Below are 12255 nucleotides of genomic sequence, written 5' to 3'. Positions count from 1 at the left end.
CTTTTTTTATTTGATTGTTGAATTTGTAACGCTGAGTTACTTAAAATTACTAATTTTATAACAGATCATCTAATTTATCCGCTAATTTTTGTTGCTTGCTTGGATACAAATGTGAGTAAGTATCTATTGTTGTAGTTATAGATGCATGGCCTAATCTTTCTTTTACGACAAGATAATCTTCTCCTTGATTTATTAGTAGGGAAGCATGTGAATGCCTGAAGTCATGAATTCTTATCTTTTTTAAAGAACCATCTCTTTGCAATATTTTTTTATATTGTTTTTCGATTGAATCTTTAGTTATTGTAATCGGGCTATTTTGAAATATCTGTAGATCATCTAGGTTGGTTGTAAATTCTTTCAATCTTTCATGCTGTATTTGTTTCCACTCTTCTAGTGTCTCTACTAGTTTGGTATTCATGATGATTCTTCGAGTTCCAGCCTTTGTCTTTGTGCTACTAATGTGTTCTTCACCTTTTTTGACGTATACTGATTTACTTACATGGATTGTATTTGTTGAAAACTCTATGTCCTTCCACGTTAGAGCAAGAGCTTCTCCCAGTCTTAGACCAGTAAAAAATAGAACTGTGAATAGTAATTTTATATTGTATTCTTCGTTGCTAAATAGTGTTAAGAAGTGCTTAAATTCTTTTACTGTCCAGAAATTTAATTTTGCTTTTTCTATTGGTAATTTTTTCAGTAATCCTACGGGATGTTCCTTGTAAAATCCCTTTCTTAATCCAACATCCATAATTTTCTTTAGTAAAATTATAATTTTATTAATAGTATTTGGACTTAGCTTCTTTTCTGAGTTTTGAGCATTTTTATCTCTTAGATGTTCTCTGAATTGATAGATATCTTCATAAGTTAATTTAGCTACATCATCAACTTTTTCAAAATAGTTTTTTATATGCCTGTTATAGTTGTTTTCTTGTGTATCTATATAGCTTTGTTTTCTGTTGTTTATTTTATCCTCTTCTTTTAAGAGATCATAAAGGATATCAATTGATATTTTTGAGTTGAAACTTTTTTGATTTTCAGAGAGGTTAAAAACTCTCAGAAAATCAAAAAAGTTAACTCAAGTACAAATATCGGAATTAATTGGAGTTCAACAAGGGACATATTCTCGGTGGGAGAATGGAACGTTAGAACCAGGATTAGAATTCGTTGTGAAATTGGCAAATATCTTTGGGACTACTACAGATTATTTGCTGGGACAAAAACCTTATTCAATTATCAGTAGTTTACCTCTAGAACAATTAGATCTTACCAATATTGCAAACTTTTCAAAGGATGAGTTTGATATTTTGAAACATTCAATAGCAGTTTCGGTGGCAAGAAATAAAATAAAGGCAACAGAACTAAAAGATAGAGTTATAGAAAAAAATCAGTTGTCAGAAAAAGATGCAGAACTTTTGAATAAGATTTTTGAAGAAGTTAAAACTTATTGGGAAAATTAGGAGGACGCTAGTCTTCAAAATTCCCTCCCAAAATGTGTCCAAAATATTGACAGAATTCTAGCTTTTCATTATAGTTCTTATGGAACTTTTTTTCTACAACAAAATAGGCTCCATAATATCCATAGGGGATTTACCCACTACAAATAGTATAGAGCCGGTTTTATTAATGTCCTGCATTTCCTAATAAGTTAACCATGACAACACCAATGATAATCAAAATTAAACCGATAATGCTATAAACATTTAGTGTTTCTTTGAAAATCATTACTGCGATAGAGGCTATCAAAACTAAACCGACAGCTGACCATGTTGCATAAGCTATTCCTACAGGAATTTTTTGCATTGCTAGTGATAAGAAATAGAAACAAACGCCATAGCTAAGTAGGGCAGAAACGGTTGGAATAGGCTTTGTAAAACCGTCTGATAATTTCAAAAGGTTAGTTCCCAATATCTCTCCTACAATGGCGATAAAAAGATAAAAGTATGACATGTCTTTAACCTCCTATATGTCATGTTTTTGCTCTAAGAGCTATTATAGCTATCCGTTTTTTATAAATCTTGGCACAAGTCATGAGAATTTGTAGTAAAACTGTGGCAGACACTTTTTCAGAACCAATAGCTGATAAGTTTAGTATATCATAAAATAAATTTTAAAAAAAGTCTTGATTTATTTCAATGTCTTGCGTGGTCTCGATTTTACTGGTAAAATTACTTTTAAGAACTTTAAAAAAGAGGTTTCTATATTTGACAAAACAATGACTTGTTGTCCCGAATGTGGGCATCCTTTGGAGAAAAAATTTTTAAAAGATGAGGGAGATATTCCTTATTGTTCACAATGTGCGAGTTTTCGTTTTCCAGTCTTTAATACAGCAATTAGTGCGATTTTATTTAATGAAAAACATGATAAGATTCTCTTGATTAAGCAATATGACATGGCTGAGCATATTTTGCTAGCTGGTTATGTGTCTAATGATATTCACAACCAATTTCTACAATCATTAAAGGCAATTAATTTAGCCTCTCTTATTACGGATATGGGTAATAAAATTGCACAAAACTAGTCCAAAACTCTTTTTAATAAGGAGTATACTTTCTAGCATTTTATAGTTACTAAAAAGTATCTAAACTTTGGAAGTGATACTAAGTTTTAAAAAATATTATGGAAAAAAAGCTTATAAAATCAATATTTCTGAGATTTAAAACTAATAATATTAGACTCAAAATCCAGCGATGGCAACATCGTGCCGGTTCGACCCCGGCTGCTGGTATAATGATTAAGACAAGGTTTTTAAGCCTTGTCTTTTTTATATATAAATACCTAATTATTAATAACTACCACCCTCTAAGAATTTAAAAAATCAATAGCTTTTTGATATTTTTCTTTTCTCTTTATATCTTTTTCAGTAACTTTCGCTAATCTTGTTAAGTCTGAATTATGACGTAAGTCTGCTAATTTCACTGCTCTAGCAAGTTTATTTTTCTTTACTGAATTTAAATAACTTTGATAGTCTTCTCCCCTCTTTTTAGTTATAATATCAACTGCTTCTATAACTTCTTTAGAAAAGCCATACTCACCCAAATCTTCTAATGTTAGTTCTGTATCTTCAATAACATCATGAAGATATGCTACTGCTTTTTCTTCATCTGTTTTTACAAAACTAGCCACCTTTTCAGGATGTTTTATATAATCTTCTCCAGCTTTATCGACTTGTCCTAAGTGGGCTTTTTTAGCTATTTCATAGGCTCTTTCACTTTGAGATTGTTTCATATTTTTATTATATACTTACCTATTTTGTTAGTCAATATTAAGCCTGATACTTATCCCGTTACTTCTTCTAACGAAAAAGTTCACCTTAGAGAAATAATTTTAATTTAAAAATAACATTTTTTCTGTTGAATAATTTTTTTAAACCTGTTATAATGGTAAAACATTATTTTAGGAGGAAGCCATGAATAATTCGATTTTCGATAAATTAAAACGTGCTGAACAAGGTGCCAAACTTAGTATTCTGTCATATTTATTACTGACCATTTTAAAACTTTGCGCTGGTCTATTTTTTAAATCTTCAGCCTTAGTTGCCGATGGTATTAACAATGCTACCGATGTAATTTCATCAGTATGCGTACTTATCGGTTTGAAAATTTCTAGAAAACCAGCTGATGAAGATCATCTATACGGTCACTTCAGAGCTGAATTAATTTCAACATTAATAGCCTCATTTATTATGCTATACGCTGGAATTGAAGTAGTAATGTACGCAGTAAAAAAAATTATCTCAGGAACGATTGAACAACCTAGCATACTATCAGCAGTTGTAGCATTTATAGCTAGTATAATTATGCTTGGTGTATATTTCTATAATATTCGCCTTGCTAAAAAAATTGGTAGTAAGTCACTTAAAGCTGCCGCCCTTGATAATCTCAGTGATGCACTTGTTTCTATAGGAACATTAATAGGAATTATTGCTACATATATAGGTATTCCAATAGCTGATTCAGCAGTCGCAATTATAGTTGGATTACTTATTATTTACACATCAGTTAACATCTTCAAAGAATCTACACATGTTCTTACCGATGGTGTAGATACTGAAGTGATAGACAAGGTTAATGATATTGTAAATGACATCAACGGTGTAACTTCAATAGTCGATACGAAGGGTAGAACTCATGGCTTATTATACTTTATCGATATTACGGTTACCGTTGAGCCTTCTTTAAATGTTAAACAAAGTCACGATATTACTGTTAATATTGAAAAAGCACTCTCTAAAGAATTTTATTATTGTGAAACTTTAGTGCACTTAGAACCACATGGTATTCCATGTCATACATATTAAATTAATTTTGATGAAATTATACTCACTATAACACCTGTTATTTCAAGTATAATTTCATCTTTTTTATTGTTCGTACGTTTGACAAAAACTAATACTAAAAGTATAATTATTGTACATATAAAAGTATTTTTAGTCTTAGTTGTTTTTTAATTAAATAGCTTAAAATAATACTTAAATAAAAATTGGAGTTTTTAATTTATGACACACGCAAAAGCAATATTCTTCGGTGAACATGCCGTCGTTTACGGATATAAAGGAATAACTATTCCCCTTCCGCAGATGAACGTCGAAGTTACATTAGAAGACACAGAGACAATTCAACAACGTGATGAAATTTTAAGTTTTATCGCTGATACCTGTGGAATTGATAAAAAAACAAAAATTAATATAACTAGCACTATTCCTGTAGGACGTGGGCTAGGGTCTTCTGCTGCGCTAAGTATCGCTATTGCACGTGCCAAAAAACTCCCAAATGTACGAGAAATTGCAAATAAATGCGAAAAATTTATTCACGGCAATCCAAGTGGTATAGATGTTAATCAAGTACTTAGTGATACTCCCCTTTTATTTTCTAAAAAAGAAGGAGCTAGTGAATTAGATTTTGACTTGAATAGTTATTTACTAATTATCGATACAGGAGTTGTTGGAATTACTAAAGAAACTCTAAAACATATAGCTGATAATTATAATAAATATGAAAAACATATTGCTGAATTAGGAGAAATCACTGATTTAGTAATCGAACCATTAAAAAATAAAGACATCGATCTTGTCGGACAATACATGTACAAAGCCCACGACTTATTACAAAAGCTTGGGGTAAGTCACGCTAGTAACGATGAGGTTGTGGAAATTTGTAAAAATAATAATGCAGTCGGTGCTAAACTAACTGGTGGTGGCGCTGGTGGATGTTGCATTAGTCTTAGCAAAACAAAAGAAAATGCATTAGAAATTCAAAATGCATTAAAAGAGAAAGGATATTCATCATGGATAGTTACAGTTTAGGTTATGCTAATATTGCCCTAGTAAAGTACTGGGGAAAAAAATCTAAAGATCCTGTCTTACCTTATAATCCTAATATTTCTTTAAGATTAGACAATCTTTTATCAAAAACAAAAATCGAGAAAAATGATAATAATATTGATGAATTTTATATCAATGACGAAAAACAAAGTCAAGAAGAAGTAGATAAAATGATTAAATTCATCTCAAAATTCGCACCAACTAATCGTGAAGCCATAACTATTAGAAGTTATAATACTGTACCTACTGCCGCAGGGCTTTCTTCAAGTTCTAGTGGTACTATGGCTTTAGTTCTTGCTTGTAATGAATATTTTAAATTAAACAAAACTACTAAAGAATTAGTTGAAATAGCTAAAGAAGGATCTGGTTCTTCGTGTCGAAGTTTCTATAAACTTGCTGCATGGCTTGAAGATGGAAGTGTTGAAGAATTACAATGTTCTTTAGATTTTGGAATGATGGTTCTTGTAGTTAACGAGGATAGAAAGAAAATTTCTAGTCGTGTCGCTATGGAACGTTGCCTTCAAACATCAACAACTTTTGATGCTTGGGTTGAAAAAGCTAAAGGTGATTTCGTATTAATGAAAGAAGCTTTAAAAGATGCTGATTTCGAAAAAATTGGAGAAATTACAGAAAGTAATGCTTTAGCTATGCATGGTACTACTTCTACATCTACTCCTAGCTTCTCATTCTTAACAGAAGAGAGTCACATGGCGATGGATATTGTAAAAGAACTACGTTCTAAAGGTTATAAATGTTACTTCACAATGGATGCTGGTCCAAACGTGAAAGTACTTTACTTAAGGGAAGACCAAGACAAATTATATGAGGAAATTTCAAAATTATGGAAGAAAAAAATCATTTTGTGCATGGAGTAGCCTATGGTAAACTCTATCTCGCTGGAGAATATGCGATTTTAGAGGATTACGCTTCTGCACTAATAACAAGTGTTCCTAAAAATATTACAGTATTTGTAGAAAACAGTAATGAGACTACTATCTTCGATACTATCAATAAAACTTCTGTTGGCCTTCATGAAGAGAATAGTAACTTCACTCTTGTTCAACAATTTATTCTATTTTTAACAGAATATACAAATTGTAATAAAACATTTTCTCTTACTATTTACAATGAACTTCACAATGACGATAAAAAATATGGTTTAGGTTCTTCTGGAGCCGTACTTGTAGCTATAGCGCGTGCTATATTATCATTTGAAAATGTATCTTACAACGATTTAACTATTTTCAAGCTAGTTGCCCTATTCAATATCAAACACAATCTAAGTGGATCTATGGGAGACGTTGCTGCAAGCATTAATGACGGTATTACATATTATGAGAAATTCAATGCTGAATTCGTTAATAATATGATAAGTCAAGAAAAGTCTGTTAAAGAAATAATAAACACAGATTGGGATGGTCTTCGTATCGAAAAAGTTCATCCAAAAGCTGATTTAAGCATACTAGCACGTTGGACGGGGGAAGCTGTAGATACAAAAGAACACGTAAAACTATGGAGAAAACATAAAGACAACTACAAAGAAGAATTTAGAGTTTTTGTTAAAACTTCTAATAAACTAGTGAAAACTTTAAAAGAGAATTTAGAAGAAACAGATGCTACATCTGCTTTAAGTACTATACGAAAACTTAGAGAAAATCTACTTTATTTAGAAAGTTTCTCAAAAATACCTATGGAAACAAAAGCAATGAAAAACTATATTGAAAGTCATTCGGCTGGTAAGCAAAGTGGTTCAGGTAGTGGTGACATTGTATTAGGATTCGAGAAAAATAACAATAAGTATCAGCTACAACTGAACTTAGAAAAATTATAATATATTAAGAAAGGATTAATTATGAGAAAAAAAGATCATATTAGACTAGCACTTGCTGATAAAACAAAAGTAACTAGCTTAGACTCATACGCAATTGATTACAACAGTATCCCCCTTTTCGGATTAGACGATGTTGATACTTCTACATCAGTTTGTGGTGACCGTTGGGAATTTCCATTCTTCATAAATGCCATTACTGCTGGCGGGGAAGATTGTAATAAGATTAATCAAGACTTTATGGAAGTTAGTGAAAAATGTGGAATTAAATTTTTCCCAGGATCATATTCTCCTGCTCTTAAGAGTAAAGAGGACGAAGAAGCTTATCCAAAAGGATATTCGGTGAACTTAGGCTTAGATAAAGATCCAAAACTTGTTTTAGAAGCAATTAAAAAATCACAAGCAAAATATATTCAACTTCATACTAATCCTCTTCAAGAAATCGTTATGCCAGAAGGAGATCATAATTTCGAAAGTTGGTACGCTAACCTAAAAGAAGTCAGCTCTAAATCTCCTATTCCTGTAATCTTAAAAGAAACAGGTTTTGGTATGAATGAAGCTACTATTAAACTAGCAATCGACTTAAATATCCCCGCTGTAGACATCAGTGGAATGGGTGGAACAAACTTTGCAAGAATCGAAAATGGACGAAGAAATGATAAATCAACTTACCTAGAAGGAATTGGTTATACTACAGCAGAAAGCCTAGAAATAGCCTACTCTTATAAAGATAAAATTGACATTATCGCAAGTGGAGGTATTCGAAATCCACTTGATGTTGTTAAGTGTCTAGCTTTAGGTGCTAAGGCGGTTGGTGTTTCTAAAATATTTTTAGAAATTCTTTTAAGCGAAGGAAAAGATGCTTTAATTCAAGAAATTGAAAAATGGAAAAAAGAAGTTAAGTTCTTGATGATACTTATGAATGCTAGAAATATAGCTGAATTAGATAAGAAAATAAGAAAAATAGAATTTTAAAAAGAAGATTCCGTCCTTATTGGATGGAATCTTATTTTAATTTATACTGGAAGTAACCTCAAAAATCGCGATTTTGGATTAGCCACTACTACTTTTGAGCCGCTTCTTCTAATGCTGCTAATCTTTTAATTGCTTTATTTAAATCATCTTCTAAACCATTAATTTTAGATTTATTCTTTTGATTTTCGGCAATTAAATACCAACATGAGATTAATAACATAACATTTAAACAAATTATTGCAAACATATCATTCTCCTAATGTTTATAATTAAAATTAGAATAACACAATTCCTCTCTTTTAACAAGTGGTGCTCTATTCATTAATAATAGATATAAAAAAACCTCATCTTACGATGAGGTCATTATTTCTAAATAAATCTAAAAGAGGGAAAATTTTTAGATTTTATTAATAAATTGCGTGTTAATTACCAATTATTAATATTTACGTTTTCTAGCCGCTTCAGATTTTTTCTTACGACGAACGCTTGGTTTTTCATAAAACTCACGTTTACGAACTTCTTGGATAGTTCCGTTTTTAGAAACAGCACGTTTGAAACGACGTAGTGCATCTTCTAGTGATTCATTTTTACGAACTACAGTTTTTGACATTGGATTTCCCTCCCTCCGATACTACAAAATCTTAATTTAATACTTAATTAAATGTTTAAGATATAAAATAAATACAAACATTCAATCAATAAGACTGCTTTTAAGCAATCTACTTACATATTGTATTATATTCTTACGTTCTTGTCAACCTTTAATAGCAATTTATTAACATATTTCTACGAAAATAACCTTTTCATTTATACATTAATGATACTATTTTTCTGATAACCAATTTTTAAATTCTTCAATAAAATTAGCATAACCTTCTTTATTTTTGTGGCTAGGTACTTGTGCTAAGAATACTTGATTTGGCAATTTAGTTTGTTCTTTTTTAGTTATTAAAATAATAGCTTTTTGTTGAGAAGCATTTTTGAACATCTCATCAGGTAAAGTAATTACCGCATTTAAATTAATATCTTCTTCTAAAAATTTCTTGAAATTATCTTCAAGCTCAAGAACTTTCTTAGGTACTACTAATACCCCTACACCATTATCATTTAAGTAATTAGCAGCTTGCTCAATAAATAGTAAAGCATTTAAACTGTATCCTTCTGCACTGCAAAGTTTGTAGTTTAGGCTGTTATCCTCATCTGCATAATAGCCAAAAGGTACATCACTGATGATAACGTCTTGCTTCTTAATATTTAATGGTTTAAGAGCATCTTGGTTAATAATTTCAACATTAGTTTCTAATAAATTGAAAATATTTTGTTGTAATCTAGCGTAGTTATTATCAACATCAACAGAAGTTAACTCATAGTCTCCTTTTGATAAAGCTGATAAATTAATTAAGAAGTTTCCACTTCCACTAGCAAAATCAGCTACAGAAATCTTCTCGTTATTGTATAAACACTCTAAAATATGAGATACATACATAGTAATAACTTCTGGTGTAATGTCATAACTAGGATTATTCAACTCTTTAAGAGCTTTTAATAGTAAAAACTGATAAGCTTTTTTAATATCCTCTTTAGAGAAATTGTCAACAATATCAAAATAATCTTCATCATTCTCTAAAGTTAAGTAATTCACTAAAGAGTCAAAATACAACCCTTCACCTTTATTCTCTTCTACTTGTTTATCTATCTTAAAAAATAATTTTTCTAAATCTGACATGGTTCCTCCTATATCAATATCTATTTATAAATCTAATACTTTACTATTATAACCTAATATTACAAAAGAGTGAATATTTTGTAATTAATTATTTCCCTCATACATACTTCTATCCACTTCAACCAATATCCAATCTCTTGTATCTGCTATTTGTCGACCGTCTTCGATTAGCATTGTATTGAAGTTAGGTGTGAAAGTTTGAACATTTCGTGCGCTCACTCTTAGAATATATCCTACCCAGTATCCATAAGTTGAGTTTGGTGTTATAAAATATTTATCTGTTGCGTATAATTGTAAGAAATTATCTTGAATATCTTGCGCTTCGATTACTATATCATTTGTAAAATTAAATAATGTTTTTAGTTTCGGAGCTAATTCTTCTTTACACCAAGTTGTGTCATCTGAAGTTATTCTTACTGTTAAATCTGAAATATCGCCTTCTTTTTCTTTGATTATTTCTAAGCAGTCAATCACATACTTAACCGCGTCATAGCCATATTTCTCTGCTCTATCTCCATCTAAAAAGTCCGTTCTTCTTATAGCTATTGTTATATTTTTATTATTAAACTGGCTAGATAGTTCTTCTGTTCTTTCTAAAAGATATTCTCTGCAGAATGAGTCCAATACCTCTGCATCATAGTCTTGTCCTGATATTTGGTAATAGCCAAATGGTTCAAGTTCACAACCTTGTGCTTTTCCAAATAGTCGTTCTGTTTTTGGAAAGAAACTTTGTGCGAATTTAAAATAACCTGTTCTTAATACATAGCTCTCTTCTATACCAACTAATCTATCTTTATGTGCTTGCATTAATAGAAATAGTAGATTACCAAGTTGGAATCCTCTATCGTTATAATAAACTTTCATTCTAAATTTCCTTTCCTATATTTTTTGTTTCATGAAATATTTACCCAAAAATGCATTCTCGTTTGGATTTTCATAGAGATCTTTAATCTGTTTTCCTGTAAATACTTCAGTCTCAGATATACTAGTTTTTAACCCTTGTGATACTTCCATATTTTCTACAACGGTTCTAGCTAATGTAGAAATCGGAGTGGTCTGAAAAATTTTATCATCTGGATAAATGTCTACTATATTTGGTAATTTTTCTAATATATCCTTTGGTAAATCAATGTATCCTTCCCAAAGATTAGTATTTTCTATCTTTCTATAATAATTCGTTAATTCCGGTAACTTTTGAATAAGTTCATCAGACAAGAAACTCCATCGTTTAGTAATAATATCACTAATAAAACCTTTGTTCAAACTAGGTCCATATAGCGTATCTACCATATAAACCATGTGATCCTTATGATGTGAAAGAACACTATCCAATACCCTTTTCTGAACTTTTCCATATGGTTTATCTTCTTCATTAATAGCTGCTTGCGATGAAATAAGTATAAATCTTTCTGTTTTTACTTCTTTAATAACTTTACATAGTTTTTCTATGTCTTTTTCTCTATTATCAAGTCCTAAATTTGTTTTTATCTTCCCAGAAGAGGGTGCTGCGCAAATAACAATATCATATTCACTATTCAATAAACCCTCGATATTTTTTCTAGTAAAAGTATCAACATACACATTATTTTTTTTAGATATATTGTCAAATATTTCCTGACCTATTGCTCCTGTTGATCCTATTAAAGCAATACTTTTCATTACTTCACATCACTTTCTAAAATCGATATTACTTCATCATAAGATAGACTACCCTTATCTTTTTCTGAAATTATCGGTGTTGTAGTCATATCCCAAGGTAAGTTAAGTTTTGAATCTAGTGGTGTAATCCCTAAGTATTTTTTATTTGGATTATAATAACCAGTTACGATATAATTTAATATTCCATTCTCTACTAACGATTGCGCACCGTTCGCAACACCTTCAGGAACAAATACCGCCATACCAGGTTTTACATCAAGTGCCATTACATTTTTATATGTAGGCGATTCACGGCGTAAATCTACAAAACACATTCTAAAAGTTCCCCACGCAACTGTCATTAGTTTCGCCCATCCTTGACAATGCATACCTCTCAGAGTTCCTTTATTCGATACTGAAACATTATTTTGCAGGTCATTATTGAAGAACTCTTCTGGTACTCCAAATTTTATTAAATCATTTTTCTTCCAATTTTCTAAAAAATATCCTCTATCATCGTGGTGAAGTGGACTTGTCAAAACTAACAATCCATCGATTTCATTGTATTCTTTACTAAACTCCATTCTTCCTACCTCTTCTTTATATAAGTCTACTTTATATTATCATACTTTTTTTGTACAAACAAGTTGAAGAAAACTAAGCAAAAAGAAAGATCTATATAATCAAACTTAATCAATATCTCCAAGGATTTCCTAGGAAATAATAACTACCTTTAATTATATAAATCTTTTTTAAACTCTCTAAAAG

Annotated in this window: 15 protein-coding genes and 1 pseudogene; 7 read left to right on the top strand and 9 right to left on the bottom strand. The window is 30.6% G+C overall.

The genetic code is table 11. The features are described 5' to 3' along the window. Window positions 1-55 precede the first annotated feature (55 nt). Window positions 56-940 (bottom strand): tyrosine-type recombinase/integrase, encoded by an 885-nt coding sequence (locus O3801_RS06005; RefSeq protein WP_483299479.1) that lies wholly within the window; start codon window positions 938-940, stop codon window positions 56-58. Window positions 941-1043: 103 nt separating this feature from the next. Here O3801_RS06005 and O3801_RS06000 point away from each other — a divergent pair. Continuing rightward, window positions 1044-1457 (top strand): annotated as a pseudogene (locus tag O3801_RS06000) (helix-turn-helix domain-containing protein); the annotation flags it as partial. Between the two features lie 163 nt (window positions 1458-1620). On the opposite strand, the gene O3801_RS05995 reads toward O3801_RS06000, so the two are convergent. Further along, on the bottom strand, window positions 1621-1947 hold the full coding sequence (locus tag O3801_RS05995) for a DMT family transporter (protein WP_049518302.1): 327 nt from the start codon (window positions 1945-1947) through the stop codon (window positions 1621-1623). A gap of 190 nt (window positions 1948-2137) precedes the next feature. On the opposite strand from O3801_RS05995, the gene O3801_RS05990 reads away from it, so the two are divergent. Next, complete coding sequence (locus O3801_RS05990; RefSeq protein WP_223346196.1) at window positions 2138-2518, top strand: NAD(+) diphosphatase; 381 nt, start codon at window positions 2138-2140, stop codon at window positions 2516-2518. 281 nt (window positions 2519-2799) lie between these two features. Here the strand turns inward: O3801_RS05990 and O3801_RS05985 are convergent, their stop codons facing one another. After that, window positions 2800-3225: an HD domain-containing protein gene (locus tag O3801_RS05985; protein ID WP_304096510.1), complete on the bottom strand. Its 426-nt coding sequence runs from the start codon at window positions 3223-3225 to the stop codon at window positions 2800-2802. Between the two features lie 181 nt (window positions 3226-3406). Here O3801_RS05985 and O3801_RS05980 point away from each other — a divergent pair, with 181 nt between their 5' ends. The 5 genes from O3801_RS05980 to fni all read left to right on the top strand — a co-directional run bounded on the left by O3801_RS05980 (window position 3407) and on the right by fni (window position 8123). After that, complete coding sequence (locus O3801_RS05980; protein WP_371454390.1) at window positions 3407-4297, top strand: cation diffusion facilitator family transporter; 891 nt, start codon at window positions 3407-3409, stop codon at window positions 4295-4297. Window positions 4298-4495: 198 nt separating this feature from the next. Continuing rightward, a complete protein-coding gene (locus O3801_RS05975) occupies window positions 4496-5302 on the top strand; it encodes a mevalonate kinase family protein (protein WP_371454389.1) in 807 nt (268 codons plus the stop codon). Beyond that, window positions 5284-6195, top strand: coding sequence for a diphosphomevalonate decarboxylase (gene mvaD, locus O3801_RS05970; protein ID WP_304096513.1), 912 nt, complete (start codon window positions 5284-5286; stop codon window positions 6193-6195). Before O3801_RS05975 ends, mvaD begins: the two co-directional genes overlap by 19 nt. Next, window positions 6162-7151, top strand: coding sequence for a mevalonate kinase family protein (locus tag O3801_RS05965; protein ID WP_304096514.1), 990 nt, complete (start codon window positions 6162-6164; stop codon window positions 7149-7151). The genes mvaD and O3801_RS05965 overlap by 34 nt, the downstream gene beginning before the upstream one ends. 21 nt (window positions 7152-7172) lie before the next feature. Beyond that, entirely contained in the window at window positions 7173-8123 is a 951-nt protein-coding gene (gene fni, locus O3801_RS05960) for a type 2 isopentenyl-diphosphate Delta-isomerase (RefSeq protein WP_304096515.1), read from the top strand. A gap of 88 nt (window positions 8124-8211) precedes the next feature. Here fni and O3801_RS05955 read toward each other — a convergent pair whose 3' ends face one another. The 6 genes from O3801_RS05955 to O3801_RS05930 all read right to left on the bottom strand — a co-directional run bounded on the left by O3801_RS05955 (window position 8212) and on the right by O3801_RS05930 (window position 12071). Further along, entirely contained in the window at window positions 8212-8370 is a 159-nt protein-coding gene (locus tag O3801_RS05955; protein ID WP_371454388.1) for a cytochrome C biogenesis protein, read from the bottom strand. Between the two features lie 189 nt (window positions 8371-8559). Then, the gene (rpsU, locus tag O3801_RS05950) at window positions 8560-8733 is read right to left on the bottom strand and encodes a 30S ribosomal protein S21 (protein WP_003147339.1); all 174 of its coding nucleotides are present in this window, start codon (window positions 8731-8733) and stop codon (window positions 8560-8562) included. Window positions 8734-8946: 213 nt separating this feature from the next. Beyond that, a complete protein-coding gene (locus O3801_RS05945) occupies window positions 8947-9849 on the bottom strand; it encodes a class I SAM-dependent methyltransferase (protein ID WP_371454387.1) in 903 nt (300 codons plus the stop codon). An 84-nt stretch (window positions 9850-9933) separates the two neighbouring features. Next, on the bottom strand, window positions 9934-10713 hold the full coding sequence (locus O3801_RS05940) for an alpha-1,2-fucosyltransferase (RefSeq protein ID WP_371454386.1): 780 nt from the start codon (window positions 10711-10713) through the stop codon (window positions 9934-9936). Between the two features lie 15 nt (window positions 10714-10728). Then, entirely contained in the window at window positions 10729-11508 is a 780-nt protein-coding gene (locus tag O3801_RS05935) for a hypothetical protein (RefSeq protein ID WP_371454385.1), read from the bottom strand. Next, complete coding sequence (locus O3801_RS05930; RefSeq protein ID WP_371454384.1) at window positions 11508-12071, bottom strand: dTDP-4-dehydrorhamnose 3,5-epimerase family protein; 564 nt, start codon at window positions 12069-12071, stop codon at window positions 11508-11510. Before O3801_RS05930 ends, O3801_RS05935 begins: the two co-directional genes overlap by 1 nt. Window positions 12072-12255: the final 184 nt, after the last annotated feature.

It is taken from the genome of Gemella sp. 27098_8_149 (assembly GCF_041433745.1).
Classification (GTDB): Bacteria; Bacillota; Bacilli; order Staphylococcales; family Gemellaceae; genus Gemella.
The sequence above is the reverse complement of the archived record's forward strand: the minus strand, read 5'-3'. Positions and strand labels throughout refer to the sequence as shown.

Excerpts from the sequence above, each read along its gene's own strand:
- O3801_RS05995 (WP_049518302.1), bottom strand. The coding sequence starts at position 1,947 with ATGTCATACTTTTATCTTTTTATCGCCATTGTAGGAGAGATATTGGGA.
- O3801_RS05985 (WP_304096510.1), bottom strand. The coding sequence starts at position 3,225 with ATGAAACAATCTCAAAGTGAAAGAGCCTATGAAATAGCTAAAAAAGCC.
- O3801_RS05980 (WP_371454390.1), top strand. The coding sequence starts at position 3,407 with ATGAATAATTCGATTTTCGATAAATTAAAACGTGCTGAACAAGGTGCC.
- O3801_RS05975 (WP_371454389.1), top strand. The coding sequence starts at position 4,496 with ATGACACACGCAAAAGCAATATTCTTCGGTGAACATGCCGTCGTTTAC.
- mvaD (WP_304096513.1), top strand. The coding sequence starts at position 5,284 with ATGGATAGTTACAGTTTAGGTTATGCTAATATTGCCCTAGTAAAGTAC.
- O3801_RS05965 (WP_304096514.1), top strand. The coding sequence starts at position 6,162 with ATGGAAGAAAAAAATCATTTTGTGCATGGAGTAGCCTATGGTAAACTC.
- fni (WP_304096515.1), top strand. The coding sequence starts at position 7,173 with ATGAGAAAAAAAGATCATATTAGACTAGCACTTGCTGATAAAACAAAA.
- O3801_RS05955 (WP_371454388.1), bottom strand. The coding sequence starts at position 8,370 with ATGTTTGCAATAATTTGTTTAAATGTTATGTTATTAATCTCATGTTGG.
- rpsU (WP_003147339.1), bottom strand. The coding sequence starts at position 8,733 with ATGTCAAAAACTGTAGTTCGTAAAAATGAATCACTAGAAGATGCACTA.
- O3801_RS05945 (WP_371454387.1), bottom strand. The coding sequence starts at position 9,849 with ATGTCAGATTTAGAAAAATTATTTTTTAAGATAGATAAACAAGTAGAA.
- O3801_RS05940 (WP_371454386.1), bottom strand. The coding sequence starts at position 10,713 with ATGAAAGTTTATTATAACGATAGAGGATTCCAACTTGGTAATCTACTA.
- O3801_RS05935 (WP_371454385.1), bottom strand. The coding sequence starts at position 11,508 with ATGAAAAGTATTGCTTTAATAGGATCAACAGGAGCAATAGGTCAGGAA.
- O3801_RS05930 (WP_371454384.1), bottom strand. The coding sequence starts at position 12,071 with ATGGAGTTTAGTAAAGAATACAATGAAATCGATGGATTGTTAGTTTTG.